The organism is Mesorhizobium sp. M0293, from assembly GCF_040321735.1.
Taxonomy (GTDB): Bacteria; Pseudomonadota; Alphaproteobacteria; order Rhizobiales; family Rhizobiaceae; genus Mesorhizobium.
The window spans coordinates 22,340-47,846 of sequence record NZ_JAMYSA010000025.1 but is presented as its reverse complement, the minus strand read 5'-3'; the positions used below and the strand labels follow the sequence as shown (position 1 = coordinate 47,846).

Sequence of the window (25,507 nt, the reverse complement as noted above, 5' to 3'; positions counted from 1 at the left end):
TGACGGAAGAAGCGCTGGAGAAATCCGGCGCTTTTCTTTTGGTTGGTTCAGTGCCCGCGTTCCCACCGCAAGTTGGCGAGACGGTGGTCGGCAAAGGCGGTTCTGGAAAACTCGATCCGCTTTTCCGGAAATTCGCAGATCGCCTGAACGCCGAACGCGCCGAGGCGAATGCGCCATGTCCGCGGCTCCATCGGCTTGGCCTTGGCAAAGCCGCGGCAGGTCAGTAGCGCAATGTTGGCACCTTTGGGGTCGCGCGCCGAGCGGTAGCGGATCGCTTCCAGCCCGGCCTCGCGGGCGACATCGGCAATGGCTTGGCAGGCCGCGTAGTCGGTCGGATGTATCCATGTAGCCGCGTCGCGATCAAGCGGCTTCCGGGTGAGATCGATTGCCCCAGCGCATTTAATCGCGGCGGCAAAGGCCGTGTATTCGGCGGCATCGCTCGGCCAGGGTGTTTCGGGCGACTCGGCAAAGAACAGCAGCCGGTAGAAGGCCATTTCGGCCACCGCGGTCATCATGGTCTCGGCCGCATAGTAGACGCCCTTGGTCCTGCCGGCGCGGCGGAAGCGTGAGCCATGCGGATAGACCGAGCCGTAGCGGAAGGGCGTCGTCAGGAGATAGTGGAGATGGCGGCATTCGACGGGAATCTGTGGTTTGGTTTCCTCGATCAGGTCTTCCAGCATCTCCTGCTCGTCGAGTGTGTCGACGATTTTCAGCGTCGAGACATGGTGCTGAGCCTCGACCATGCGCCAGTATTTGCCGTCGATGCCGACGGCCTCAGACGAGAGCGCGTCGGGAGTCCAGATAGGCGATGACATCGACAAGTCCGGTGATGGTGAGGATTTTTTCAAGCGGAGCGGCGTCGAACGCCGTGTTGGCGTTCTTCAGCCATGCCCGGGCGACAGCCGCGTCGCCGCCGACAATGGCGTCGAGCGAGCGGAACAGCCTGACGAACAGCACGGCGAGCTCGAATGGCTTGGTGCCGCGCTCGAGCAGGAATTCGTCCCTGCGCATGCGCGAAACCGTGGCCTCCGAAACGCCTATTACCGAGGCCAGCATCCTGGCGGTGATGTCCAGCAGATCGGCCGCGCGCAGCGTTGCCTTGGTCAGGACTGCATTATCGGCTGTCTTGGCAGCGGTTTGAGGTTGCATCGCGTCGTTTTCCTATTTCTATAGAAAATATAGCCCACAGAAATTCACATGGAAAGGGGTGCGCGCAAAACAATCCGCAGAGGCGATCGACGGGAGGCTCAGTCCTTCTTGTAGAGCAGCCAGCTTTTGCCGGCCCGGCCGGCCATCGTCGAGTGCTTGGTGACGCGGTTGCGGCCGCTGACCTTCGAGCGATAGAGCGCCCGATCGGCCTTGGTGTAGAGATCTTCCGGCCCCTCGGCCTCGGATGCCATGCAGATGCCCATCGAGACGGTGACGGTGCCGTAGTTGGTGCCGGTCTGGCTGCTGGTGAACGCCGTCTGCTCGATGAGGGCGCGAATGCGCTCGGCGATCTCGTAGGTGGCGTCCTCGCTAGCGCCCTCGATGATCAGCGCGAACTCCTCGCCGCCGGTGCGGGCAACGAACATGTCGCCGCGAATGCTGGTCTGGAAAATGTCGGCGATGATCTGGATGATCTTGTCGCCGACCGGGTGGCCGTAGCGATCGTTGATGTCCTTGAAGCGATCGATGTCGGCAAGGACCAGGGCGTTGAACAAGATACCCTTGTTGCTGTTGTAGATCCTGGTGATTTCCTTGTCGAAGGCGCGGCGATTCCAGATGTGGGTCAAGGGATCGGTATCGGCCAGCCGCTTGTACTCTTCGAGCTTCGACTTGACGCTCTCGAGTTCGGCCGTCTTGTCGCTGAGCATCGATGCCACCTGCCGGCCGTGATCGATCGTCGAATTGGTGGCAGTCGCCATGGCGCTGGCGATCTTTTGCAAAAGATCCTGGGACAGGAGGCTGCGGCCGCTGAGCCCGCTCGATGTCTCATCGAGGATCCTGCCGTATTTCTCGATGTGGCTGCGCTCGCTCCGCAACAGCGAAGCGACCGCCTCAAGCTCCCTTGCAATGACGTCCCTGGCATGCTCGACGATGCCGGGACCATGGTTATGGGCAAAGAAAGTGCGCCCGATCTGGTCCAGTTCATCCTGTGTCGGCCGGTTGCTCAGCGAAACGACGGCGAGGCTGAGGTCGCGATTGGTGCCGCTCAGTGCCTCGTAGAAGATCTCGTAGTTGCGCGGCAGGCCGAGCACACCCAGTTGGCGCATTGTGGCGACAACCGTGGCTGCGATGTCGGTGCTTCGTTCTGTCGGGGCTGCTGCCGGCTGCATGTTCTGATCACTCTTCCCCTCGGATCCCGCCGCAGAGTTTGCGGGTTCCATGTGTCGCCGACCTGGGGAATGCTACCCGATAGTCCAGAACAATTTGCGAAGAGACGCGTCCCCACCTACGGCCTTCGCTTGCCGTGACTATAAATGCGCCCGCGCTAAAGTTTCCTTAATTTAAAAAACCGGAGAGGTGACAACGCCAGTTTGATGGCGCTGAATCCGGAATTCGCGCATTGCACTCTCAAAAATGAAACTGAATTTCGGATTCGCCGCGCCAGCACATGTCGCATTTGCTTGCGCGTGGCCACCGCAAAGCTGGAATCCTGATGGCGATGCTCGGGCCAAGCAGAGTTTTCTTCAAGAAGGGGTCGACATGAGCGACAGTCATCGAGGATCGTGTCTGTGCGGAGCGGTCCGCTTCAGAACGCACGGAGCGCTACGTGGCGTCGTCTATTGTCATTGCTCGCAATGCCGCAAGCAGAGCGGACATTTCTACGCCGCGACCAATGTTGCCAACGCCGACATCGTGATCGAAGGCACGGAAAGCATCACCTGGTACGAGGCATCCGCCTTCGCCAGGCGCGGTTTTTGCAAAGCGTGCGGGTCGGTGCTGTTCTGGAAGCCGCGAGACCAGGACTACATTTCAGTCATGGCGGGGTCGTTCGACAAGCCGACAGGCCTTGAGGGCGAATGCCATATTTTCGTCGGCGACAAGGGCGACTATTATTCGATCGACGACGGCCTGCCACAGTTTGAAAAATCGACACCGTCCATACCGGTCGCCGAATGATTCTTGGAAAAATCGCCTTATTTCGTTGATCTGGCCAGCAATTGCATTATCCCGTGCCGGTGATTCGGAAAGGGGTTTGGCATGCAGCGGCTGATCGGCGCTTATTTCAATTCGGTGCGGGCGTTTCGCAAGCTGGCCGCCGGCGAGAAGGCTTTCCAGCAGGAACTGGTGCTGCTTGCGCTTGCCTTGCCGCTCGGCTGGTTCGTTTCGATCTCATGGCGCGGCTATGCCTTGTTGATCGGCGCGGTGCTGCTGCTGATCCTGGTCGAAGTGCTGAACACCGGCATCGAGGCGGCATGCGATGCCTTCAGCCGCGAGTTCAATGTCGACATCCAACTGGCGAAGGACTGCGGTTCGCTGGCGGTGCTGATTTCGGTGCTCATCGTCGCCGGTGTCTGGGGCATCGCCATCATCGAGCGGATCACGGGCCTACCGATCTAACACTTCGGCTCCTATATGACGGTTACCCCGACCTGATCCCGCCCCAGATTCATTCCGAAAAGTGGTGTCGACTTTTCGGGATCATGGTCTGAGGAAATGTCATGTATGAGGCCACAAAAACTCTGCTTCTCGAACGAGCTGGACTGCCGGACGATCTGCGCTGGCTTGCTGAGAAATACCCGCGTGAAAACTGGCAAGGCCATGCCAACATCCACGGCATCGCCAATATGTGGCTGCAGCGGCACGACATGTTCCGCGAACTCGGCGGCATGCTGACCAACGGTATCGGCGACTACCGCGAGGGCAGGCTGACGGCCCCCGACTTCGCGCGCTGGTTCGCGCCGCGCCTCAATCATTTTCTCGGCAATCTCGACGGCCACCACAATGTCGAGGATTACCAATATTTCCCGGTCTTCACCAAGGCCGAGCCCCGGCTGAAGCGCGGCTTCGAGATACTCGATGCCGACCATCACTCGATCCACGAAGGGCTGGAGCGCAATGCCGAGGCGGCCAACGCCTTCATCAAGACGCTTCAGGAGAGCGAGGACAGACAGCGCTTCGCCGCCGACGCCTATGCTAATGAAAACAGCCGGCTGATCGCCATGCTGAGCCGGCATCTTGCCGACGAGGAAGACCTTATCATCCCGCTGATCCTCGATCGGGGTGATGTGGCGCTCGGCGTTGATTGACGTCAGCTCTCCTTGGCGCGCTCTCTCTTGGCGATGTGACGGGCGACGAACCAAGCAAGGATCGCCACGGTCAGGCCGATGCCAAGCCCGACCAACAACCGTTCGTGACGCATGAACGCCTGGCCGATGAAGTGCTCGGCCCCCAGTCCAAAGACATAACCGATCGTGCCGAACAGCACCGCCCAGATCGCCGATGAAATGGCGTTGAGGATGACGAAGCGCGGCGCCGCGATGGTGGAAAGGCCGGCCGCGATGCCGCCGACCAGGCGCATGCCGTAGACATAACGGTTCGACAGCACGAAGATGTTGGGGTGCGAGTTAAGCAGGCGATAGGCGCGGCGGAAACCGGGCCGCTTGCTCAGTCTGACGACATAGGGATGGTTGGCAAAGCTTCGTCCAAGGATGAAGAAGAACGTGTCGCCGGCAAAGGCGCCAAGGGCTGCCGCGACAAAGGCGTGCCACGGCACGAAGACGTTCTGGTGGGCGAAGAAGCCGCCGAGGATAGCGGCACTTTCACCTTCGGCGACGCAGCCCAGAAAGACCGCGAGCAGCCCGTATTGTTCGATGAAATGATGGATCGCGTCGGTCATGAAGTCGACTGCGAAGACAGCCTTTCGTCGATCCGCTTGACGAGATCGGCCAGTCGCACGATCTCGTCGCGCATGCCGAGGATCTGGCCGTGGCGGAGTTCATCCAGTTTTTCATGCAGCGCCATGATCTCGATCTCGGCCTTGAGGTTGACCTCGTAGTCGTGGGCGGCGTCGATGCGGTCGCGCGCCGCCTGACGGTTCTGCGACATCATGATCACCGGTGCCTGCAAGGCGGCGATCATCGAGAGGACGAGGTTGAGGAAGATGAAAGGGTAGGGGTCGAACGACTCTCGCCCCAGCAGCCACCAATTGGCGCCGATCCAGAGGATCAGGAAGGCGATGAAGGAGAGGATGAACGTCCACGAGCCGCCGACGCGCGCTATGGCGTCGGCGATACGGTCGCCCGCACCCTGAAGACCGGCAAGATTGTCATTGATGTCCTGTGCTATGGGCTTGCGGTCGACGGTGCTTTGCAGCACCCGCCTCTCAAGCTCGCTCAAATTCTCCGGGTTTCGCCTCAGCCAGCGATTGGCCAGTTCGGGCACGGTCTTGTTCATGGATGTCTCCATACAAAGCATCGGCTTGGCAGCCTGGTTTCCATATAGGAAGATGCCGGTTCGTCAAAAGCAGGACGTGAGGATGCAAGCAGAATGCCCAATTTCGCAAAAATCCGCGCACGCGCTGCAAAACGCAAAGGCGGCGAAGAGGAACTGACGTCGCTGCTGGGCCCGGCGCCCGACAATGCCGCCGTGGCAGAGATCGCGGACGATCGCATTCTGTCTGTTATGGCCGAGCGCGTCTTTGCCGCCGGTTTCGTCTGGCGCGTCATCGAACAGAAATGGCCGGGCTTCGAAGAGGCGTTTCTCCACTTCGAGCCGAAACGGCTGTTGTTTCAGCCCGATGATTTCTGGCACGATCTGACTTCCGACCAGCGCATCGTGCGCAATCCGCAGAAGATCAAATCCGTTCGCGACAACGCTGCCTTCGTCGAGCGCGTGTCGAAGGAGCATGGTGGCTTCGGCGAATTCCTCGCCAACTGGCCGGCCGACGACCAAGTCGGGCTGATGGCCTATCTCGGCAAACATGGCAGCCGGCTCGGCGGCAACACCGGCCAGTATTTCCTGCGCTGGCTAGGCTGGGATGCCTTCGTCATTTCGGGCGATATGGCGGCGGCATTGCGCGACTCGGGGCTCGAAATCGCCGAAAGCCCGACCTCGAAGAGAGATCTCGACAAGATCCAGGCCCAGATCAATCAGTGGGCGGCGCAGACACGTCTGCCGCGCCGCCACATATCGCGCATCCTGGCGATGTCGATCGGGGAGAACCATTCTCCGCAATCGTTGCGCGAATATATGGGTGACGACTGATCGCCGGCAGTGCGGCCACAATCGGCCGGAGTGGTCCAAACGAACGCCATTGCCCGGTGAAATTTGCCGCGCTAAGTCAGCAGGCATGACCAAGAACCTCGACATCCTGCGCATCGCGATCGCCCAGCTTAATCCGACAGTCGGCGACATTGCTGGCAATCTCGCCAAGGCCCGCGAGGCGAGGGCGGATGCCGCCCGCCAGGGCGCCGATCTCGTTCTCTATACCGAGCTTTTCCTCGCCGGCTATCCGCCGGAAGATCTGGTGCTGAAGCCGGCTTTCCTGAAGGCCTGCGAAAAGGCGGCACAGGACTTTGCCGCCGATACCGCCGACGGCGGTCCGGGCGTCATCATCGGCACGCCATTGAAGCGCAAGAGCGGCACGCACAATTCGATTGTCTTCGCCGATGGCGGCAAGATCATCGCCGAGCGCTACAAGCTCGATCTGCCGAATTACGGCGAATTCGACGAGAAGCGCGTTTTCCAGGCCGGGCCCGAAATTCAGGGGCCGGTCAATTTCCGCGGCGTGCGGATCGGAGTTCCGATCTGCGAGGACATCTGGGGCGATGTCGACATATGCGAGACGCTGGCCGAAAGCGGGGCGGAAATCCTGCTGGTGCCGAATGGCTCGCCCTATTATCGCGCCAAGATCGATGTCCGCCACCAGGTCGTCATCCGCCAGGTCATCGAGTGCGGACTGCCGATGATCTACGCCAACCAGCTTGGCGGCCAGGACGAGCTGATCTTTGATGGCGCGTCGTTTGCCATTGGCGCCGACAAGACACTGGCCTTCCAGATGAGCCAGTTCGAGGAAGCGGTCGACGTCACCACCTGGAAGCGTCAAGGCGATCACTGGGTTTGCTCGGAAGGGCCGATGTCGAAGATCCCGGACCGCGAGGAGGCGGATTATCGCGCCTGCATGCTGGGCCTGCGCGACTACGTCAACAAGAACGGCTTCAAGAACGTCGTGCTCGGTCTCTCGGGCGGCATCGATTCGGCGATCTGCGCCGCCCTTGCCGTCGATGCGCTCGGCGAAGAACGCCTGCGCGCGGTGATGATGCCTTACCGCTATACCTCGAAGGACTCGCTGAAGGACGCCGAGGATTGCGCCCGTGCGCTCGGCTGCCGCTATGACATCGTGCCGATCTTCGAGCCGGTCGAGGGCTTTCTGCATACGTTGACGCAGATGTTCGAAGGCACCAAGGAAGGCATCACCGAGGAGAATTTGCAGAGCCGCGCGCGCGGCACCATACTGATGGCGATCTCCAACAAATTTGGCTCGATGGTCGTCACCACCGGCAACAAGAGCGAGATGTCGGTCGGCTACGCCACGCTCTACGGTGACATGAACGGTGGCTTCAATCCGATCAAGGATCTCTACAAGATGCAGGTCTATGCTCTGTCGCGCTGGCGCAACAGCCATGTGCCGCCGGGCGCGCTCGGGCCGTCGGGCGAGGTGATCCCGAAGAACATCATCGACAAGGCGCCATCGGCGGAATTGCGCGAGAACCAGACCGACCAGGACTCGCTGCCGCCCTATCCGGTGCTGGACGACATTCTCGAATGCCTGGTCGAAAACGAGATGGGCGTCGACGACATCGTTGCGCGCGGCCATGACCGGGCAACGGTGACGCGCATCGAGCACTTGCTCTACATCGCCGAATACAAGCGCCGGCAGGCGGCTCCGGGCGTGAAGATCACCAAGAAGAATTTCGGCCGCGACCGCCGCTACCCCATTACCAACCGCTTCAGAGATGGCGGTTAGACACGGAAGGCGCACGGCGGCCTCGACCGGAGATAGCCATGCCCGACTGTGAAATCAGCTTCGACCTGTCACGGATCGATTTCCGGGCGACATCCGACCTGCTGATGGCAAGCTATTGGGGCGTTGGATGCAGTGACGAAGTCCATCGTCGCGCCTTTGCCAATTCGCTTTGCGTCGGCGCTTACATCGATGGCAAGCAAGTCGGCTTCGGCCGGGCAATCACCGATCGCACGGTGTTCGCATATCTCGCCGACATCATCATCTGGCCGGAGAACCGCGGGCAGGGCATAGGTGGACGCCTCGTCCAGGCCCTGATCGATCATCCTGAAGTCAGGACTGTTTTCCATTGGAGCCTGTCGACCAGCGACGCCCATGGTTTGTATGAAAAGCTTGGGTTCAAGCCATCGACCGATGGCCGCTACATGCGCCTGGATCGCATTCCTGGGTGAGACACGCGGCGCCGACATTGTTGCAAAATAATCGCAGTGGTTGGACCAGATACGCTTTTGGCGTGTACTGATCTTGGCGATGCATCTGCGCGTCTCTATAAGGACGTCTCCGCGATTCATTTGCGGGAGGTCCGAATGGCAGTATTTCAAATGGTAATGCGAGGCCGCGAAGCCTAGGTCTCATCGGGCGCTCCGCGAGGGTTTTGTCCTCTCACGGAAGCCGGATCGAGCACAGGCTTATGCCGATGCCGGTCGCCGCCCGATTACGGGCGAGACGCCAAATATGCCACTCCGCTTTCTGGGCGCTCATTGGCCCCTTGCGCGGCTTCTTCAATTTTCGACTTTACTGGGATCGGGCTCGTTTGCGCCCGAATGACATCATGGCTCGTTTTCGAATCGATTTGCGCGCGAGCGCCTTTCGCAGCGTTCTTGGCTTCACGCTCACCCATTGGCGGCGCCAGCCGTGGCGGCTTTTGCTCATCATGGGCGGCTTCCTGCTGTCGACGCTGGCCGACGTCCTGACGCCGCTCTATTCCGGCCGGTTGGTCGACGCTGTCGCCAGCAGCGCCGGCGCGGACGCCATTGCCTGGAATGCCGCGGTGACGGCGTTTTCGATGCTGATGGCCCTTGCATTGACCGGCGTTGTTTTGCGCAACCTTGCCTTCATGGGCATCGTCGAATTGACGTTGAAAATGATGGCGGATATCGCCGCCGACGCCTTCCATCGCGTCCAGCGCTTTTCCACCGACTGGCATGCCAACAGCTTTGCCGGCTCGACCGTGCGCAAGGTGACACGCGGCATGTGGGCGCTCGACTTGCTCAACGACACGATCCTCATCGCGCTGCTGCCGTCCGTCGTCATGCTGGTCGGCTCGACGCTGCTGCTCGGCTGGTTCTGGCCGCTGATGGGCGCGGTCGTCGCCGCCGGTTCGATGCTGTTCATCATGGTCACGACGATGCTGTCGCTTGGCTATGTCGCCCCGGCGGCAAGGCTCGCGAACACCTGGGACACGCGCCTCGGCGGCTCGCTGGCCGACGCGGTGAGCTGCAACGCCGTGGTCAAGGGCTTTGGCGCCGAGGAGCGCGAGGAGCGTCGCCTCGCCAGGGTCGTCGCCAAATGGCGTGCGCGCACGCGCCGCACCTGGGTGCGCGGCACCATCAACGGCACCACGCAAGGGGCGCTGCTGCTGGTCATGCGGGCCGCGGTGATCGGCCTGGCGCTGATGCTGTGGTCGTGGGGACAGGCGAGCGCCGGCGACGTCGCCTTCGTGCTGACCTCGCTCTTCGTGCTGCAGGGCTATCTCAGGGATATCGGCACGCATATCCGCAATCTGCAGCGCTCGATCAACGACATGGAGGAGCTGGTCGATTTCCAGTCCGAACCGCTCGGCATCGAAGACCGGCGCGGCGCCAAGCCGATCCGGATCACTGAAGGGGCTATCCGCTTCGACGACGTCACTTTTCACTATGGCAGTCACCGATCGGCGCTCTACCGTGACTTTTCGGTCGACATCGCGCCGGGTGAACGTGTCGGGCTAGTCGGCCATTCGGGATCGGGCAAGACGACCTTCGTCAAGCTGATCCAGCGCCTCTATGACGTGAATGCGGGAAAGATCCTGGTCGACGGTCAGGACATCTCGCAGGTAGCGCAAGCGTCGCTGCGCGGGCAGATCGCCATCGTCCAGCAGGAACCGATCCTGTTCCATCGGTCGCTGGCCGAGAACATCGCCTATAGCAGGCCGAGCGCGACGCAGGATGAGATCGAGCACGCCGCAAAGCTGGCGAGCGCGCATGATTTCATCACCAACCTGCCGAAGGGCTACGGCACTCTGGTCGGCGAACGCGGTGTGAAACTGTCGGGCGGCGAGCGTCAGCGCGTGGCGATCGCGCGCGCCTTTCTTGCCGATGCGCGCATCCTGATCCTGGACGAGGCGACATCGAGCCTCGATTCGGAATCGGAGGTGCTGATCCAGCAGGCGATGGAGCGGCTGATGGTCGGCCGCACCACATTGGTCATCGCGCACCGGCTTTCGACGGTGCGGGCGCTTGACCGGCTGCTGGTTTTCGATCGCGGAAACATTGTCGAGGAAGGCTCGCATGACGAACTGATCCGGCTGAAAGGCGGCATCTACCGTCGCCTGTTCGAGCGCCAGGCGCTGGAACTGACCAAGGGTCTGGCTGTCTGATCTGAGGAGGCCTCCGGCTTTGGCCGGGGGTCACCTCTAGTCCTGTCACTCAGCGTGTGCCGGTCGAGCAAACCGGACTGTGAAGTCCATTCCAGATTCTGAGTTTGGGACGTCTGTTTACGTTACCGATGGAGATGCGTTGTTTCTATCGGTGGTTGATATATGCATATCAAAGCAACCTCAAGCGGTTTTCACGATGCATCTTGTTTCCGCAAATGCCGGTCCGGGAAAGGTGGCTGCGCCGTCGGTGCTGGACTCTCAGCACGGCTCGGTCCGGCCGCTCGCTGCCGAAGATCTCGAGCGCGTCGCCGAACTCTTCCTGACGAAGTTTCGCCGGCGGCGGCGTCATCTCCTCGATCGCGCGATCGCGGAGACGACCGAGTATATGAGAGAGATTTATCTTGGCCCAGCCGGCCAGTCCGGTGCCAGTAACGCTCTTGTCCAGATTAACCGGCAGGGTCGTCTGGGTGGGTTCCTCGGCGTCCTGAAAGCCCGCTACGAGCTTAACGGAGCGGCATTGAATGCGGCCATCATCGGTCCGCTCATGGCCGACCCCGGCACCGACGATGGCTCGGCGGGACCGCAATTGCTGCGTGCCTTGCACCAAGGCGAATTCGATCTGCAACTGACCGATTCGGCCAACCGGACATCTCTGGCCTTCGCGCGCCCGATGAAGTATCAGCTCCTGCCTGTGCATTGTCTGGGATGGACCTGTATTTTCCGGCCGGCCGCGATGGCCGCCTCCGCACTGCACCGTAAATGGCCCGGCCTGCCTCGCTTGGCACTCGATCCCTGCGCGAGAGCACTCGATGCTCTTGCGAAAAGAAGGTTCGAGCCCCCCGTCCAGCTTTCATCGTCGCAACGCGTCCACCGTGAGACGATCGATGCCGCGCAATTTGCCGAGCGGCTGCCGACCTTGCTGTCCGATTACGCTCTTCGGCCGAGTTGGAAGGATGGCGAGTTGCCACGGCTGCTCGCGCTGGCCGCCGTGAAGCGGGCCGACGGCCCGCTTCATTTCGGTGGGACTTACGGCGAAACGGGCAAAATGCTCGGTTGTTATGCCTTCTACGGTCAAGCCGGCGACATCGCGAACCTGTTGCAAATCCAGTCGTCCGGATCTCACTGGCGCGCGACGCTGGATGGGCTTATCGCGGCCGCGTGGGATATGGGCTGCGTGGGCATCACGGGGCAGACGCAGAGCAGATTCATGCCTCAACTCTTTGGCTACAAGAATCTCTTCTTCCGCTATGCCGGGGGGACGATGGTCCGCTCGCGAATCGCCGAGGTCACGGAAGCGGTCCGCTCCGGTGACATCTTTATCGGTGGGGTGATGGGCGACCGCTGGACCCGTCTTAGTTCCGACGACTTCGGCCACTGATTGCCTTCGACAACTTGTTCGTCGGCGCCATCGGCTGGCTGCGCTCGGTCAAGGCGGGCGCCGTCAGGCTGGCCGCCGCCTATGCGCCGCCTGAGACGCGCCACCCCGGCCTTTTCATCGCGTTCGCCATGTTCTATGTCTGCCGGGCAGCGCGGGGGCGCGTCTTGTCAATCGCAAAAGCATCCGGTACGCCCCACTCATGACAGTTACCGTTCGTTTCGCCCCGTCGCCAACCGGCCGCATCCATATCGGCAATGCGCGCACGGCTCTGTTCAACTGGCTGTTTGCCATGAACAACAAGGGCCGCTTCATCCAGCGCTTCGACGACACCGACATTGCCCGCTCGAAGCAGGAATTTTCAGACGCGATACTCTACGATCTGCATTGGCTGGGCATTTTCCCGGACGCCACCGAGTACCAGTCGCGACGCTTCGAGGTCTATGACGCAGCGGTTGAGAGGCTGAAGGCATCAGGCGTTCTCTATGCCTGCTACGAAACGCCGGAGGAACTGGATCTCAGGCGCAAGGTGCGCCGAACGCGCGGCCTGCCGCCGGTCTATGGTCGTGAGGCGCTGACGTTGACCCAAGAGCAGATCGCCGAATACCAGGCCGATGGCCGCCGGCCGCACTGGCGTTTTCTCCTCCCCAATTTCTCGGGCGATCCGCAACAGCCGGAACGCACCGAAATCCACTGGAACGATCTGGTGCGCGGCGAGGAAACCGTCGACCTCGCCTCGCTTTCCGATCCGGTGCTGGTGCGCGAGGACGGCACCTATCTCTATACGCTGCCCTCAGTGGTCGACGACATCGAGATGGGCGTCAGCCATGTCATCCGTGGCGACGACCACGTCACCAATACCGGCGTGCAGATTGCCCTGTTCCAGGCACTGGCTGCCGTGTCGCCGGTGTTCGGCCACCACAACCTGTTGACCACGGCATCGGGCGAAGGACTGTCGAAACGCACCGGCGCGCTCTCCATCGAAAGCCTGCGCGAGGACGGCATCGAGCCGATGGCCGTCGCCTCGCTGGCCGTGCTGGTCGGCACCTCGGAGAATGTCGCGGCGGTGCCGACTATGGGTGAACTCGCGGAGCGCTTTGATCCTGCGGCGACATCGAAATCCGCGGCCAAGTTCGACCCTGACGAGCTGTTCGTGCTCAACCGGACACTGCTGCATCATATGCCGTTCGCCGAGGCGCAAGACCGGCTGATCGTGCTCGGCGTTTCGGGCGAGCAGGCCGAACCGTTCTGGCTGGCGGTGCGAGGCAATCTCGATCGGCTGGCCGATGCGGTCAACTGGTGGCGTATCGTGCGCGAAGGACCGCAGGAGAAGCCGGAATTTTCCGATGACGACCGCGATTTTCTTGGTCAGGCCTTCGATCTGTTGCCGGAGGAACCCTGGAACGGGACGATCTGGAAAGACTGGACGGGCAAGATCAGGGAAGCGACCGGCCGCAAAGGCAAAGCCCTGTTCATGCCGCTCAGAACAGCCCTTACCGGACTGCCTTCGGGGCCGGAGCTTGCAGATCTATTGCCGCTGATGGGTCGGGAAGGAACGTTGGCCCGACGACCCTGATTTTGCGTTGTTCCGGCGGCAGCGCGGACACCGGCGAGGTCACCGGCTTGGCGGAAAGCCGTTTTATGGCGTCGCGGTCGAGTCCGCCTTCGAGATTTGCAAGGGTTTCCGGATCAACGCCCGGGTCTGGCTTGGAAACGGGGACTGGGATGAACGGTGCAGCGTCCGTTTCGGGCTGCGATTGCTCCGGGCTTGGCGGGTTGCCGGCGATGATCTGGAAGCCCTGCGCGGCGGCGTTGCAGCCGCAAGCCGGCGGCCGCGACATGTCGGGCTGCTTGTAGAGATAGGCGGTCGGCAATTCGCTGTAGGGCCGGCCGGTGACCGACGACGTCATCGAGGCCGAATCGTCGTCCATGCCGCGCGAGTAGAAAACCTGCATCTCGGTGCCGGGGCAGCTCGATTCGCAATTCTTCTGGTCGCGTTCGAAATCGCCTGCCGAGGCCGAGTTCGACATCGGAAAGAAGTATCCGTCGCAGGTGCGCACACAGGAAGTGTGGAATTCACCGCCGACGCTCGGAAAGTCCGGTACGCCGGGCCGGTTGAGCACCCGGCGAACGTCGCGCTCCTCGCCGGGATCGTCAGGCTGGTCAAGTGTATTATCGAGCGTATCGAGCTGCTGGCTGTTGCCGCCGAAAAGCTGGTCGAACAGGTTTGTGCTGCCGCCGTCGCGGTTGGCTTCCTGGAGGGGAGCACGGCGTGGCGCAACGGTGTCGTTACGGCAGCCATTGGCATCAAGTGCCGCAAGGATGCGTCCGCGGTCACGGCGCGAGCCACCGCCGGCCATCCGCTCGCGCTTGTTTTGCAGGGCGTCGAGATTGGCATTCATGCGGTCGATGGTAGCGTTGAGCCCGGCGCATTGATTGAGGTTGCGGCCAAACAGCGAAAAGCCGCACCCGGCCCGGCTCGCCTGGCTGCGGGCTTTTGATATCTGCTCATGCTGCCTGGCAATTGCGGAATCGTATTTCCTGATCAGTGCCGGACCACCACCGCCACTGCGTGAGGCCGCGGCAAGATCGGCCTCCAACTGGCGGCAGACCCGCGACGCGGCCTGCGGTTCGGCCACCCAGGCGCTGGACAGCAGGAGGCCGAGCAGCACGGCAGTATGCGCCTGCTTCCACCCTCCGCTTGCCATCCGCCCAAACTCCGCCTGCCCAAATCCCGCCCGTTGGCCCGCAAGGCTATCGTGTTCGCGGTTAACTGCAGTTTATCGCGAAATCCGCGTTCAGCCCAGATTGACGACCGCCTGCGCCTTGTGGGCGGCTTCGACCACGGCAAGCGCCGTCATGTTGACGACGCCGCGCGAGGTGACCGACGGCGTCAATATGTGCGCCGGCATGTCCGTGCCGAGCAGGATCGGCCCGACATGCAGCGCATCCATCATGGTTCTGAGCGCGGTCAGCGTAATGTTGGCCGAATCGAGATTGGGGAACACCAGCAGATTGGCTTCGCCCTTCAGCCGCGAGTGCGGATAGACGCGCTGGCGCAGATGCTCCGACAAAGCGGAATCGGCATGCATCTCGCCGTCGCACTCCAACTCGGGCGCGATGCGCGCCAGGATCGCTGCCGCTTGCCGCATCTTGAGCGCGCTGGGTGAATCGCGCGAACCGAAATCCGAATGCGACAGGAGTGCTGCCTTCGGCTCGATGCCGAAGCGCTGGATTTCTTCCGCCGCCAGTACCGTCATCTCGGCGATCTCCTCGGCCGTCGGATCGACGGAGACGTGCGTGTCGGTCAGGAAAATGATGCCGCGCTGCGAGATCAGCATGGACAGCGTCGAGAGATCGCGATCCCTAACGCCGGTGCGCGGGCCGATGATCAGGGTGACGTTGCGCAGATGCCGCTCGAAGCGGCCTTCGAGGCCGCAGACCATGGCGTCGGCATCGCCGCGCTTCAGTGCAAGCGCTGCGATCACCGTGTTGTCAGTGCGCACCATGGTGCGCGCGGCCTCCGTCGTCACGCCGCGCCGGCCGGCGAGTTCGATCAGCAGGTCGACATAGTGGCGATAGCGCGGATCGTCTTCCGGGTTGATCAGGCCGAAATCGACGCCGGGCTTGATGCGCAAGCCATAGCGTTTCAGGCGCACTTCGATGACATGCGGGCGGCCGATCAGGATCGGCTCGGCGATGCCTTCCTCGAGTACCACCTGGGCGGCGCGCAGCACGCGCTCGTCCTCGCCGTCGGCATAAATGACGCGCTTGGCGCTCGACGCCTTGGCGGACGAGAAAACCGGCTTCATCACCAGGCCGGAGCGGAAGACGAAGCGGTTCAGTTTGTCGATATAGGCGGCGAAGGCGGTGATCGGCCTTGTCGCGACACCGGTGTCGCAGGCAGCCTTGGCGACGGCCGGGGCGATGCGCAGGATCAGGCGCGGATCGAAAGGCGAGGGGATCAGGAACTCGGGGCCGAAGATCGGCGTCTCGCCGGAATAGGCGCGAGCCGCGACATCGGACGGTTCTTCACGGGCGAGCGCTGCGATCGCCCGCACCGCTGCCATCTTCATCTCCTCGTTGATGGCGCTGGCACCACAGTCAAGCGCACCGCGAAAGATGTAAGGAAAACACAGTACGTTATTGACCTGGTTGGGAAAATCGGAACGGCCAGTGCAGATCATCGCGTCGGGACGCGCCGCGCGCGCCACCTCCGGCATGATCTCCGGATTGGGGTTGGCCAGCGCCAGGATTAGCGGCTTTGGCGCCATGTGCTGGAGCAGTTCCGGCTTCAGCACGCCTGCGGCCGACAGGCCGAGGAAGACGTCGGCGCCTGATATGACATCAGCCAGCGTGCGCGCCTCGGTATCCTTCACATAAGGGTCTTTCCAGCGGTCCATCTCGTCGGTGCGGCCCTTGTAGGCGACACCGAAACGGTCGGTGACCCAGATGTTTTCGACACGCGCGCCGAGCGAGACCAGCAGGTTGAGGCAAGCCAAGGCCGCCGCGCCGGCGCCTGAGGTGACGATCTTGATGTCCGATATGGTCTTGCTGGCGAATTCCAACCCGTTGAGCACGGCGGCGGCGACGATGATGGCGGTGCCGTGCTGATCGTCGTGAAACACCGGTATGCCCATGCGGGCCTTCAACTGCTCCTCTACCTCGAAGCACTCCGGTGCCTTGATGTCCTCGAGGTTGATGCCGCCGAAGGTCGGCTCCAGCGCCGAGATCGTCTCGACCATGCGCTCGATGCCGGGCGCGTCGATCTCGATGTCGAAGACGTCGATACCGGCGAACTTCTTGAACAGGACAGCCTTGCCCTCCATGACCGGCTTGGAGGCCAGCGGGCCGATATTGCCGAGGCCGAGCACCGCCGAACCGTTGGAGACGACACCAACCAGATTGGCGCGCGCGGTATAGTCGGCGGCGGTCGCCGGATCGTCGCGGATTTCCAGGCAAGGGGCGGCGACACCAGGCGAATAGGCGAGCGCGAGATCGCGCTGGTTACCGAGCGGCTTGGTCGCCTGGATCTCGAGCTTTCCCGGCCTTGGATGCTTGTGGAAGTAGAGGGCGGCTTCGTCGAGGTCCGAACGTGCCGTCTTTTTGCTCTCGCCTTCCATGCGGCCGCTCCCTCGAAATCTGCCTGGAGATTCCCTTTTAGCATGCAGCCGAGGTTTTTCGCGACGCTAATTGACGCGCCGGCGGCTTTACCCTGCGGCCCATAGAAAACCATTGTCTATCAAGTGCTTATGCCGATTTTATCGCAAATGTTTGCTGCTGGTCGGCAGGCGCGTCGATCAAAAGGCGCTGACGTAGAGACCGCCATCGACCGGTATGTTCTGCCCGGTCAGATAGCCGGCATGGACCGAGCACAGGAAAGCGCAGATCTGGCCGAATTCCTCCGGCGTGCCGAGCCGCTTGGCCGGAACATCGGCGCTGATGCGCGTCTTGCGGGCTGCTGCGGCGGCAGGATCCTCTGATGTGCCGGCCTCGTGCGGCCCGCGCAGCCGGTCGGTATCGAGCTTGCCCGGTAAAAGACTGTTGATGGTCACGTTGCGATCCGCCACCGTCCGCGCCACGCCGGCCAGGAACGAGGTCAGGCCAGCGCGCGCGCCGGACGACAGATCTAGGCCTGGAATGGGCACGTAGACCGATAGCGAGGTGATGTTGACGATGCGGCCGAAGCCGCGCGCCGCCATGCCGTCGAGGACAGCCTGAACCAGCTCGATCGGCGTCACCATGTTCTGGGTGACGCCTTCGAGGATCTTTTCGCGGTCGAGCGTGCGAAAATCGCGAAGCGGCGGTCCGCCGTTGTTGTTTACGAGGATATCCGGGTCCGGGCAGGCCGCGAGCAGCGCCTTCTGCACCTCGGGCTTGGAAACGTCGCCAACGACTTCCGTCACCCTGACGCCATGGCGCTGGCGCAACTCCGCGGCGGTTTTCGCCACCAGCTCTGCATTGCGCCCGTTGACGACGATGTCGCAGCCGGCCTCGGCCAGCGCCATGGCGCAACCGCGCCCAAGTCCCTTGCTCGAAGCGCAGACAATGGCCTTCTTCCCGCTGATACCGAGATCCATGATGATTTCTCCTTGTGAGCCGGCGGCAAGCTAGTCCTTCGGCTGGACCAATCGCAACCGTCATACGGTTGTTGCATGAATCGGGGCATAGGCTCTCGCGAAAGCAAGGGTGAAATCGCGATGTCCGGCCAAGAGCCCCGCACTTTTCGCAGCATGTTCATTTCCGACGTCCATCTGGGCTCGAAGGCGGCGAAGGCCGAATTCCTGATCGATTTCCTTAGACATCACGACGCCGACATCATCTACCTGGTCGGTGACATCGTCGACGGCTGGCGGCTGCGGCGGAGCTGGCACTGGCCGCAAAGCCATAACGACGTCGTGCAAAAATTGCTGCGCAAGGCGCGCAAGGGCGCCAATATCACCTACATCGCCGGCAACCATGACGAATTCGCCCGCCAGTTCCAGGGCGTGCATTTCGGCGGCATCGTTGTCGCCGACCGCGCCATCCACGAGACCGCCGACGGCAAGCGCCTGCTCGTCATCCATGGCGACCAGTTCGACACCGTCGTCCACAACGCGCGCTGGCTCGCCTACCTCGGCGACCACGCCTATGACGCGGCCATGCTGGTCAACCGCGTGGTGACGCGGCTGCGCCAGCTGCTCGGCCTGCCATACTGGTCGTTTTCCTCCTGGGCCAAGGTCAACGTCAAGAAGGCGGTGAACTTCATCGGCTCGTTCCAGACCATGCTTGCGGACGAGGCGCGCCGCTCGCATGTCGACGGCGTCATCTGCGGCCACATCCATCATGCCGTCATCGAGAATTTTGGCGATGTCCAGTACATCAACACCGGTGACTGGGTGGAAAGCTGCACGGCTGTGGTCGAGCATTTTGATGGCCGGATGGAAATCCTGACCTGGGCACAGGTGCTGCCCGAGGCGCCGGACGAGCCCTTTATCCCGTTGCTCATCGAAGACCGGGTTGGGCAGGCGGCATAGCGCCGGCGTTCGTCCGGACTCCGGGATCAATCGATTAGTCCAACCGGTTTCGCCCGGTTTTCGCCCATGTTAAGGGATCGATACGCGCTGCCATCCGGCCGAGTGCAGCGTTATTGGATCGATTCATGTCCCTGCCGCCGCTTTCGCCCGAACAACTCGTCAAGCCGCGCCATTTCGAACTGCGCATGAGCCTGATTTTCGCGACGCTGTTCGTGCCGCTCGGAACGCATCTGCCTTACTTTCCGCTGTGGCTACAGGCCAAGGGTTTTCATGCCGAGCAGATCGCCGTCATTCTGGCGGCCCCCATGTTCCTGCGCGTGGTGACGACGCCGTTGCTGACCGCGTTGGCTGATCGTGCCAGGGATCGCGCCGATGTCTACGTCGCGCTGGTAGCTGCGTCGCTGCTTTTGTCAGCCGGTTATTTCCTGACGCCGACCTACGCCATGGTGCTGGCGGTTTCGCTGGCGCTGACCATCGTCTGGACGCCGCATTCGCCGATCGCCGATTCGCTGGCGCTTTCGGGTGTGCGCCGCTTCGGCTCGAACTATACGAGCATGCGCAAATGGGGCTCGATCTCTTATCTGCTCGCCAATGTCGCCGGCGGCTTCATCCTGTCGGCAACCGGGTCGCGGGCGGTTCCGGTGATCATTCTCGTGGCGTTTGTCGCGGCCCTTGCCGCAGGGCTGCTGGCGCCGCGTCTTGGCCGTCCGCGGCGCGCTTCACCGCTGTCGGCCACAGACATCCAGCATTCAGCACCGAAGCTTCTCAACCCGTATTTCCTGTATTTTTCGATCGGCGTCGGCATCATCACCGCCAGCCACGCATTTCTCTACGGCTTCGTCTCCATCTACTGGAAATCGATCGGCCTCAGCGATTCGGTTGTCGGCCTTTTGTGGGCTTGGGGCGTGGTGTCGGAAGTCTGCATGTTCATGATGTTCACCCGCTTTTTCGACCGGTTCTCCGTCGTGTCGATCATGGTGATGGCAGGGATCGGCTCGATCGTGCGCTGGATCGCCTTTCCGCTGGTCTGGCCGCTCGGGCTCGGCGTTGCCGGATTTTTTGGCGTCCAGTCGCTGCACTCGGTTTCGGTGGCGTTGGTGCTGATCGGCCTGCAGAAGATGATCGGCGAAACGGTCTCCGAGGAGCGAACCGGTGCCGCGCAAGGCATTGCCTATTTCTCCAACGGCTTCTTCATGGCGGTGGTAACGCTGGCGTCCGGCCCGCTTTACGAGCGTTTCGGCGTCGACGGCTTTTTTGCCATGATCCCGATCGCCTTGATCGGACTGGTGCTGATCGGGTTTGCGGCGCGCTCAGCCCCACAGCGCCGTATCAGGCGGTGACACCAGCGATCCCTGATAGACAAGGCCGGGCACACGGTCGCGGGCAAGCAGCAGCGGACCGTCGAGGTCGACGAAATCTGCATCCTGAGCGAGCAACACCGCCGGGGCCATCGCCAGCGACGTGCCGACCATGCAGCCGACCATGACGCCGAAACCGAGTTCGCGGGCGCGATCGCGCAGCACACGGGCGGCGGCCCGGCCGCCCGACTTGTCGAGCTTGATGTTGACGGCGTCGTAGAGGCCAACAAGAGCTGCGAGGTTCTTCGCCTCGTGCACGCTTTCATCGGCGCAGATCGGCACGGGATGCGCGATATGGCCCAGGATCTCGTCATGGCCGGCCGGCAGCGGCTGTTCGATCAGCGCGATGCCTTGCTCGGCGGCGAATGCAAGGTTTGCAACGATATTGTCGTCGTTCCAGCCCTCATTGGCGTCGAGGATGATTCGGCTGTCGGGTGCCGCTTGCCTGACGGCGCGGATGCGGGCGATATCGTTGTCGCCACCGATCTTGACCTTGAGAAGCGGCCGTGCGGCATTGGCGCGGGCCTGCGCCGCCATCGCCTCCGGTTCGCCGAGCGACAGCGTGTAGGCGGTTTCGAGCGCCCGTAGTGGAGCGGCACCGATGCTGGATGCTACTGGTTTGCCGCTCAGCTTGGCTTCGAGGTCCCACAGGGCGCAGTCGATGGCGTTGCGGGCAGCTCCGGCCGGCATGGCATCGAGCAAGGCGGCCCGGCTGATGCCGCCGGCGATCCGGTCGCGCATGGCCTCGATCGTCTCGCGCACGCGGTCCATGGTCTCGCCATAGCGCTTGTAGGGAACGCATTCGCCGCGGCCGGCGTGGCCGCCCTCGCTGATCGTGCAGGAGATCACTTCGGCTTCGGTCTTGGAACCGCGCGAGATGGTGAAGGTTCCGGCGATTGGAAAACGCTCGGCCTCGACCGAAATGACACGCGCCATATTTTTCTGCTCCTGCTATGCGACAAGCGTTGTCGGCAAATCGACAGGTCAGACCCGTCAGGCTAAACAGGATGCCATGTTGACCATCGGCAAGCGCGACGCAAGCGGCACGACCGCAGGGGAGGCTGACCACGAACCGCGCGTGGCAATCGGCGAGGAGGACGGCGTTCTCGGCTGCGCCTTCTCCGGAATCTGGACGACACGGACCGTCGCGCTGATCGACGCCGACATGCGCAAGATCGAAAAACGAAGCGGCTTCAAGACCTTGGCGCTCGATGTTTCCAAGATCGAGAAGATGGACACCGCCGGCGCCTGGTTGATCGACCGGCTGGTAAGCGCCTTCGAGAAGAAGGGCGTCGAGATCCAGATGCAAGGCCAGAGCGAGATCGCTTCGATCCTGCTCGACGCGGTAGGCGAGGCCGTGCGGCGCGAACCCGAATCCGGCGCTGCCGGTCCGCCCAATATCGTCATCCGCGCGCTGGAGGCGGTCGGCCGCCGCGTCTACGAGATGCGCGACGACTTCCTTTCCTCGATGAACATCCTCGGCGCCACCATTCGCGGCGCGCAGATGAAGCTCGGCCGCGGCCACGCCGTCAACCCGGCGGCGATCTTCAACCAGATCGACCGCATGGGTGTCGGCGCCATTCCGGTGGTGGTGCTGATGTCGGCGATCGTCGGTGCCATCGTTGCCCAGCAAGGCGCCTATCAGCTCAGCTATTTCGGCGCCGATATATTCGTCGTCGACCTGGTCGGCGTGCTGATCCTGCGCGAACTCGGCGTGCTGATGACGGCGATCATGATCGCCGGCCGCTCCGGCAGCGCGATCACCGCCGAGATCGGCTCGATGAAGATGCGCGAGGAGGTCGACGCGCTGAAGGTCATCGGGCTCAACCCGATCGGCGTCCTGGTCTTTCCGCGGCTGGTGGCGCTGGTCATCGCCTTGCCGTGCCTGACCATCATCGCCAATTTCGCCGCACTCGGCGGCGGCATACTGGCTGCCTGGCTCTATTCCGACATCGCGCCGGCCGCCTTCCTCGACCGGCTGCGTGTCGCCATCGATCTCAGTACGATTTTCGCCGGCCTGATCAAGGCGCCGTTCATGGCCATGATCATTGGCACGATTGCCTCGGTCGAAGGCATGAAGGTCGGCGGCAGCGCGGAATCGCTCGGCCAGCACGTGACAGCCTCGGTGGTGAAGTCGATTTTCGTCGTCATCATCCTCGACGGGCTTTTCGCCATGTTCTACGCAGCGATCGAGTTTTGAAATGAAGCTGCGGCGCAGGACAAAGACGATTGCGGTGGCGGACGATGCGGGCGAAGGCGACATCGTGCTTTCCGCGCACAACATCAGCGTCTCCTTCGCCGACAAGCTCATCCTCGACAAATTGTCGCTCGATATCAGGCGTGGCGAAATCCTCGGCTTTGTCGGCGCCTCAGGTGCCGGCAAATCCGTTCTGTTGCGAACCATCCTTGGCCTGACGCGCAAGCAGTCGGGAACGATCAAGCTGTTCGGCGTCGATGTCGAGAAGGCCAGCGAAGTGGAGCGTCTGCGCATCGATATGCGGCTTGGCGTGCTGTTCCAGCACGGAGCTCTGTTTTCGGCACTAACGGTGCTGGAGAACGTCCAGGTGCCGATGCGCGAATATCTCGACCTGCCTAAGAAGCTGATGGATGAGCTGGCGCTGCTCAAGATCGAACTGGTCGGATTGCCGCCGGACGCGGCGCAGAAATTTCCGTCCGAACTTTCCGGCGGCATGATCAAGCGAGCGGCGCTGGCGCGGGCGCTGGCACTCGACCCCGATATCGTCTTCCTCGACGAGCCGACATCGGGCCTCGATCCGATCAGCGCGGCGGAGTTCGACGAGCTGGTGGTCAAGCTGCGCGATACGATGGATCTGACCGTCTACATGGTGACGCACGATCTCGACACGCTTTTCACCGCTTGCGACCGCGTGGCCGTGCTCGGCAAGAAGAAAGTACTGGTCGAAGGCACCATCGACGACATGCTGAAGAGCGAGGAGCCGTGGGTAAAGTCCTATTTCCGCGGAAAACGCGCTCGGCAACTTGATCTTGCCGCGCGCGCATAGCCATAAGTGGGACAATGGAAACCAGAGCCAATTACGTCATTGTCGGCATTTTCACGCTGGCCGCGATCCTGGCGGCGTTTGCCTTCGTCTACTGGACGGCGGCGATCGGAGACAAGGGCGAGACGACGTTGCTGCGCGTGCGCATTCCAGGCTCGGCGTCCGGGCTTGGCCGCGGCAGTTTCGTGCTGTTCAACGGCGTCAAGGTTGGTGATGTCAGGCGCGTCTATATCGACGTCGACAATCCGACTGTCGCCATCGCCGACACCGAGATCGATCGACTGACGCCGATCACCAAGTCGACGCAGGCGGATATCGGTCTTGCCGGCCTCACTGGACAGGCCAACATCGAACTCAAGGGCGCTGACCCCAAGGAAGTAAAACTCCTCGACCAGGCGGAAAAGGAAGGCAAGGTCGCCGAGATCGTCGCCAACCCGTCGGCGGTGACCAACCTCTTGCAGACAGCGCAGAACATCTTTACCCGCGCCGACAAGGTGCTCACGGAACTCGAAGGCTTCACCAAGGACGTTCGCGGGCCGCTGACGCAGACCGTGCAGAACGTGCAGACCTTCTCCGATGCGCTGGCCAAGAATTCGGACGGTATCGACAAGTTCCTGTCCGCCGCCAGTGCGCTGTCCGATGAGCTGAAAGGCGTTTCCGGCAAGCTCGACGGCACGCTCAAGGCAGCCGAAGGTCTGCTCAACGCCGTCGACAAGGACAAGATCAAGAGCATTGTCGCCAACGTCGATACGGTGACAGGCAACCTCAAGGAGACTTCGAAACAGCTCGACGGCGTGATCAAGAACGTCGATACGGCCGTCGGATCGGTCAACGATTTCGCCAAGCAGACGCAAGGCACGCTGACGAAGGTCGACGGTGTGCTCGACGGCATCGATCCGGCGCAGGTGCGTTCCGCACTCGCCAACATCCAGAAGGCCAGCGAAAACGCCGACAAGGCGGCCGCCGACATCGCAGAAGTGACCGACAAATTCGCCAACCGGGCCGACGACATCGACCAGACGATCAAGGATGCCAAGCAACTCGCCCAACGCCTCAACGATGCCTCGGTGCGCGTCGACGGCATCCTCGCCAGGGTCGACACCTTGCTCGGCTCGGGTCAAGCCGATGGCGTGATGGCCGACGCCAGAGCCACGCTGAAATCATTCAAGCAGGTAGCCGACACGCTGAATGCGCGTCTTGGCGTCATCACCGACAATCTGACGCGCTTCTCGGGCCAGGGGCTTTCGAATGTCGAGGCGCTGGTGCAGGACAGCCGCCGTTCGATCAGCCGCATTGAGGAGGCGGTGACAGATCTCAGCCGCAATCCGCAGCGCATCCTTTCGGGTGGCGAGGGCGAGGTCCGGCAGTTCGATGGCAGGGCGCGGCGTTGACTTCGGTGTCGGCGCGCCCCAGAAACATGGGCCGCGAAAGCGGCTTGATCTTACGATCCGGGGACAACGGGGATCGCGTGTGAAATCTGTGTGGGTGAGAACGGGCGGGCGGACATCGGCTGCGGCACTGCTTGCCCTGACGCTGGTCGGCTGCGCAGCGTTGGGTGGCAAGCCTGCGCCGCTCGACACCTTTGAGCTGTCGGCGCCTTCGGTCGACGCGCATGGCCATAGCCGCCGTCAGATCCTGATCGCGCAGCCTTCGGCGCTCAAGGCGCTGGACAGCCAGAACATCGTCATCAAGCCATCGGATCGCTCGATCCAGTATCTCAAGGGCGCGCAATGGGCCGACCGGCTGCCGCTGATCGTGCAGGCGCGGCTGGCCGAGACGTTCCAGCGTTCAGGCAGCTTTGCCGGCGTCGGCAAGCCGGGCGAGGGCCTGGCGATCGATTATCAGGTGATCGTCGAGATCCGTTCATTCGAAGTGAGCGTCGACGGCGGCGAACATGCCGAGGTCGACCTGTTCGTGCGCATTCTGAACGACCGCAATGGCGAGGTGCGTGCCTCGAAGAGCTTCACCGCCTCCGCGCCTGTTTCGGGCAGCGGCAATCCGGCCTATGTCAGTGCGCTCGACAACGCGTTCGGCGATGCCGCCAGGCAGATCGTGCGCTGGACGGATTCGGTGATCTGATCTCCGTAAAGGCTTGATCGCATAACACTTCTGCCAACGCTGATGTCAGAGGCACTGCAACGGCCGCGGC

General features: G+C 62.2%; 24 protein-coding genes. 15 read left to right on the top strand and 9 right to left on the bottom strand.

All coding sequences use genetic code 11. The annotated features are described in order from the left end of the window. Window positions 1-47: 47 nt before the first annotated feature. From NKJ06_RS12260 to NKJ06_RS12250, 3 genes are all read right to left on the bottom strand, one after another. Window positions 48-815 (bottom strand): RES family NAD+ phosphorylase, encoded by a 768-nt coding sequence (locus tag NKJ06_RS12260; RefSeq protein WP_352657733.1) that lies wholly within the window; start codon window positions 813-815, stop codon window positions 48-50. Further along, window positions 775-1,149 carry an MbcA/ParS/Xre antitoxin family protein gene (locus tag NKJ06_RS12255; protein ID WP_352627913.1) on the bottom strand — a complete coding sequence of 125 codons (375 nt, stop codon included), beginning with the start codon at window positions 1,147-1,149 and terminating at the stop codon, window positions 775-777. The genes NKJ06_RS12260 and NKJ06_RS12255 overlap by 41 nt, the downstream gene beginning before the upstream one ends. Window positions 1,150-1,247: 98 nt before the next feature. Beyond that, window positions 1,248-2,318, bottom strand: coding sequence for a GGDEF domain-containing protein (locus NKJ06_RS12250; protein ID WP_352627912.1), 1,071 nt, complete (start codon window positions 2,316-2,318; stop codon window positions 1,248-1,250). Window positions 2,319-2,688: 370 nt separating this feature from the next. Between NKJ06_RS12250 and NKJ06_RS12245 the strand changes: the two genes are divergently transcribed. The 3 genes from NKJ06_RS12245 (at window position 2,689) to NKJ06_RS12235 (ending at window position 4,235) form a co-directional block, all read left to right on the top strand. Beyond that, a complete protein-coding gene (locus tag NKJ06_RS12245; protein ID WP_352627911.1) occupies window positions 2,689-3,105 on the top strand; it encodes a GFA family protein in 417 nt (138 codons plus the stop codon). Window positions 3,106-3,186: 81 nt separating this feature from the next. Continuing rightward, window positions 3,187-3,546, top strand: coding sequence for a diacylglycerol kinase (locus NKJ06_RS12240; RefSeq protein ID WP_352627910.1), 360 nt, complete (start codon window positions 3,187-3,189; stop codon window positions 3,544-3,546). A gap of 101 nt (window positions 3,547-3,647) precedes the next feature. Then, complete coding sequence (locus NKJ06_RS12235; protein ID WP_352627909.1) at window positions 3,648-4,235, top strand: hemerythrin domain-containing protein; 588 nt, start codon at window positions 3,648-3,650, stop codon at window positions 4,233-4,235. 2 nt (window positions 4,236-4,237) lie between these two features. Here NKJ06_RS12235 and NKJ06_RS12230 read toward each other — a convergent pair whose 3' ends face one another. Together NKJ06_RS12230 and NKJ06_RS12225 are read right to left on the bottom strand one after the other, a co-directional pair. Next, entirely contained in the window at window positions 4,238-4,825 is a 588-nt protein-coding gene (locus tag NKJ06_RS12230; protein ID WP_352627908.1) for a DedA family protein, read from the bottom strand. Further along, on the bottom strand, window positions 4,822-5,382 hold the full coding sequence (locus NKJ06_RS12225) for a DUF1003 domain-containing protein (protein ID WP_352627907.1): 561 nt from the start codon (window positions 5,380-5,382) through the stop codon (window positions 4,822-4,824). Before NKJ06_RS12225 ends, NKJ06_RS12230 begins: the two co-directional genes overlap by 4 nt. Window positions 5,383-5,475: 93 nt before the next feature. Between NKJ06_RS12225 and NKJ06_RS12220 the strand changes: the two genes are divergently transcribed. The 6 genes from NKJ06_RS12220 (at window position 5,476) to gltX (ending at window position 13,540) form a co-directional block, all read left to right on the top strand. Next, window positions 5,476-6,192, top strand: coding sequence for a DNA-3-methyladenine glycosylase I (locus tag NKJ06_RS12220; protein ID WP_352627906.1), 717 nt, complete (start codon window positions 5,476-5,478; stop codon window positions 6,190-6,192). Window positions 6,193-6,277: 85 nt separating this feature from the next. After that, entirely contained in the window at window positions 6,278-7,954 is a 1,677-nt protein-coding gene (locus NKJ06_RS12215; RefSeq protein WP_352627905.1) for an NAD+ synthase, read from the top strand. 38 nt (window positions 7,955-7,992) lie between these two features. After that, entirely contained in the window at window positions 7,993-8,403 is a 411-nt protein-coding gene (locus NKJ06_RS12210) for a GNAT family N-acetyltransferase (protein WP_352627904.1), read from the top strand. A 380-nt stretch (window positions 8,404-8,783) separates the two neighbouring features. Then, on the top strand, window positions 8,784-10,589 hold the full coding sequence (locus NKJ06_RS12205; protein ID WP_352627903.1) for an ABC transporter ATP-binding protein: 1,806 nt from the start codon (window positions 8,784-8,786) through the stop codon (window positions 10,587-10,589). A 196-nt stretch (window positions 10,590-10,785) separates the two neighbouring features. Continuing rightward, window positions 10,786-11,967: a hypothetical protein gene (locus NKJ06_RS12200; RefSeq protein WP_352627902.1), complete on the top strand. Its 1,182-nt coding sequence runs from the start codon at window positions 10,786-10,788 to the stop codon at window positions 11,965-11,967. Between the two features lie 199 nt (window positions 11,968-12,166). Beyond that, a complete protein-coding gene (gene gltX, locus NKJ06_RS12195) occupies window positions 12,167-13,540 on the top strand; it encodes a glutamate--tRNA ligase (protein WP_352627901.1) in 1,374 nt (457 codons plus the stop codon). On the opposite strand, the gene NKJ06_RS12190 is transcribed toward gltX, so the two are convergent. The 3 genes from NKJ06_RS12190 to NKJ06_RS12180 form a co-directional block, all read right to left on the bottom strand. Then, window positions 13,458-14,672 carry a DUF2865 domain-containing protein gene (locus NKJ06_RS12190; protein ID WP_352627900.1) on the bottom strand — a complete coding sequence of 405 codons (1,215 nt, stop codon included), beginning with the start codon at window positions 14,670-14,672 and terminating at the stop codon, window positions 13,458-13,460. The genes gltX and NKJ06_RS12190 overlap by 83 nt on opposite strands. A gap of 90 nt (window positions 14,673-14,762) precedes the next feature. Continuing rightward, on the bottom strand, window positions 14,763-17,087 hold the full coding sequence (locus NKJ06_RS12185; RefSeq protein WP_352809855.1) for an NADP-dependent malic enzyme: 2,325 nt from the start codon (window positions 17,085-17,087) through the stop codon (window positions 14,763-14,765). Between the two features lie 177 nt (window positions 17,088-17,264). Next, window positions 17,265-18,044 carry an SDR family oxidoreductase gene (locus NKJ06_RS12180; RefSeq protein WP_352627898.1) on the bottom strand — a complete coding sequence of 260 codons (780 nt, stop codon included), beginning with the start codon at window positions 18,042-18,044 and terminating at the stop codon, window positions 17,265-17,267. A gap of 120 nt (window positions 18,045-18,164) precedes the next feature. On the opposite strand from NKJ06_RS12180, the gene NKJ06_RS12175 reads away from it, so the two are divergent. Together NKJ06_RS12175 and NKJ06_RS12170 are read left to right on the top strand one after the other, a co-directional pair. Beyond that, on the top strand, window positions 18,165-18,980 hold the full coding sequence (locus tag NKJ06_RS12175) for a UDP-2,3-diacylglucosamine diphosphatase (RefSeq protein ID WP_126068979.1): 816 nt from the start codon (window positions 18,165-18,167) through the stop codon (window positions 18,978-18,980). A 125-nt stretch (window positions 18,981-19,105) separates the two neighbouring features. Next, window positions 19,106-20,320 carry an MFS transporter gene (locus NKJ06_RS12170; RefSeq protein WP_352627896.1) on the top strand — a complete coding sequence of 405 codons (1,215 nt, stop codon included), beginning with the start codon at window positions 19,106-19,108 and terminating at the stop codon, window positions 20,318-20,320. On the opposite strand, the gene dgcA is transcribed toward NKJ06_RS12170, so the two are convergent. Continuing rightward, window positions 20,291-21,274: an N-acetyl-D-Glu racemase DgcA gene (gene dgcA, locus NKJ06_RS12165; protein ID WP_352809852.1), complete on the bottom strand. Its 984-nt coding sequence runs from the start codon at window positions 21,272-21,274 to the stop codon at window positions 20,291-20,293. The two genes, NKJ06_RS12170 and dgcA, sit on opposite strands and share 30 nt — an antisense overlap. A 76-nt stretch (window positions 21,275-21,350) precedes the next feature. Between dgcA and NKJ06_RS12160 the strand changes: the two genes are divergently transcribed. The 4 genes from NKJ06_RS12160 to NKJ06_RS12145 all read left to right on the top strand — a co-directional run bounded on the left by NKJ06_RS12160 (window position 21,351) and on the right by NKJ06_RS12145 (window position 25,437). Next, a complete protein-coding gene (locus NKJ06_RS12160) occupies window positions 21,351-22,538 on the top strand; it encodes an MlaE family ABC transporter permease (RefSeq protein WP_352627894.1) in 1,188 nt (395 codons plus the stop codon). A 1-nt stretch (window position 22,539) separates the two neighbouring features. Next, window positions 22,540-23,361, top strand: a complete 822-nt coding sequence (locus NKJ06_RS12155) for an ABC transporter ATP-binding protein (protein ID WP_352627893.1) — start codon at window positions 22,540-22,542, stop codon at window positions 23,359-23,361. 14 nt (window positions 23,362-23,375) lie between these two features. After that, the gene (locus NKJ06_RS12150; protein ID WP_352627892.1) at window positions 23,376-24,749 is read left to right on the top strand and encodes an MlaD family protein; all 1,374 of its coding nucleotides are present in this window, start codon (window positions 23,376-23,378) and stop codon (window positions 24,747-24,749) included. A 79-nt stretch (window positions 24,750-24,828) separates the two neighbouring features. Continuing rightward, window positions 24,829-25,437, top strand: coding sequence for an ABC-type transport auxiliary lipoprotein family protein (locus NKJ06_RS12145; RefSeq protein ID WP_502905611.1), 609 nt, complete (start codon window positions 24,829-24,831; stop codon window positions 25,435-25,437). Window positions 25,438-25,507 lie beyond the last annotated feature (70 nt).

What these genes read in the sequence shown, in the direction of transcription:
- NKJ06_RS12260 (WP_352657733.1), bottom strand. Translation starts at nt 815, where the DNA reads ATGTCATCGCCTATCTGGACTCCCGACGCGCTCTCGTCTGAGGCCGTC.
- NKJ06_RS12255 (WP_352627913.1), bottom strand. Translation starts at nt 1,149, where the DNA reads ATGCAACCTCAAACCGCTGCCAAGACAGCCGATAATGCAGTCCTGACC.
- NKJ06_RS12250 (WP_352627912.1), bottom strand. Translation starts at nt 2,318, where the DNA reads ATGCAGCCGGCAGCAGCCCCGACAGAACGAAGCACCGACATCGCAGCC.
- NKJ06_RS12245 (WP_352627911.1), top strand. Translation starts at nt 2,689, where the DNA reads ATGAGCGACAGTCATCGAGGATCGTGTCTGTGCGGAGCGGTCCGCTTC.
- NKJ06_RS12240 (WP_352627910.1), top strand. Translation starts at nt 3,187, where the DNA reads ATGCAGCGGCTGATCGGCGCTTATTTCAATTCGGTGCGGGCGTTTCGC.
- NKJ06_RS12235 (WP_352627909.1), top strand. Translation starts at nt 3,648, where the DNA reads ATGTATGAGGCCACAAAAACTCTGCTTCTCGAACGAGCTGGACTGCCG.
- NKJ06_RS12230 (WP_352627908.1), bottom strand. Translation starts at nt 4,825, where the DNA reads ATGACCGACGCGATCCATCATTTCATCGAACAATACGGGCTGCTCGCG.
- NKJ06_RS12225 (WP_352627907.1), bottom strand. Translation starts at nt 5,382, where the DNA reads ATGAACAAGACCGTGCCCGAACTGGCCAATCGCTGGCTGAGGCGAAAC.
- NKJ06_RS12220 (WP_352627906.1), top strand. Translation starts at nt 5,476, where the DNA reads ATGCCCAATTTCGCAAAAATCCGCGCACGCGCTGCAAAACGCAAAGGC.
- NKJ06_RS12215 (WP_352627905.1), top strand. Translation starts at nt 6,278, where the DNA reads ATGACCAAGAACCTCGACATCCTGCGCATCGCGATCGCCCAGCTTAAT.
- NKJ06_RS12210 (WP_352627904.1), top strand. Translation starts at nt 7,993, where the DNA reads ATGCCCGACTGTGAAATCAGCTTCGACCTGTCACGGATCGATTTCCGG.
- NKJ06_RS12205 (WP_352627903.1), top strand. Translation starts at nt 8,784, where the DNA reads ATGGCTCGTTTTCGAATCGATTTGCGCGCGAGCGCCTTTCGCAGCGTT.
- NKJ06_RS12200 (WP_352627902.1), top strand. Translation starts at nt 10,786, where the DNA reads ATGCATCTTGTTTCCGCAAATGCCGGTCCGGGAAAGGTGGCTGCGCCG.
- gltX (WP_352627901.1), top strand. Translation starts at nt 12,167, where the DNA reads ATGACAGTTACCGTTCGTTTCGCCCCGTCGCCAACCGGCCGCATCCAT.
- NKJ06_RS12190 (WP_352627900.1), bottom strand. Translation starts at nt 14,672, where the DNA reads ATGGCAAGCGGAGGGTGGAAGCAGGCGCATACTGCCGTGCTGCTCGGC.
- NKJ06_RS12185 (WP_352809855.1), bottom strand. Translation starts at nt 17,087, where the DNA reads ATGGAAGGCGAGAGCAAAAAGACGGCACGTTCGGACCTCGACGAAGCC.
- NKJ06_RS12180 (WP_352627898.1), bottom strand. Translation starts at nt 18,044, where the DNA reads ATGGATCTCGGTATCAGCGGGAAGAAGGCCATTGTCTGCGCTTCGAGC.
- NKJ06_RS12175 (WP_126068979.1), top strand. Translation starts at nt 18,165, where the DNA reads ATGTCCGGCCAAGAGCCCCGCACTTTTCGCAGCATGTTCATTTCCGAC.
- NKJ06_RS12170 (WP_352627896.1), top strand. Translation starts at nt 19,106, where the DNA reads ATGTCCCTGCCGCCGCTTTCGCCCGAACAACTCGTCAAGCCGCGCCAT.
- dgcA (WP_352809852.1), bottom strand. Translation starts at nt 21,274, where the DNA reads ATGGCGCGTGTCATTTCGGTCGAGGCCGAGCGTTTTCCAATCGCCGGA.
- NKJ06_RS12160 (WP_352627894.1), top strand. Translation starts at nt 21,351, where the DNA reads ATGTTGACCATCGGCAAGCGCGACGCAAGCGGCACGACCGCAGGGGAG.
- NKJ06_RS12155 (WP_352627893.1), top strand. Translation starts at nt 22,540, where the DNA reads ATGAAGCTGCGGCGCAGGACAAAGACGATTGCGGTGGCGGACGATGCG.
- NKJ06_RS12150 (WP_352627892.1), top strand. Translation starts at nt 23,376, where the DNA reads ATGGAAACCAGAGCCAATTACGTCATTGTCGGCATTTTCACGCTGGCC.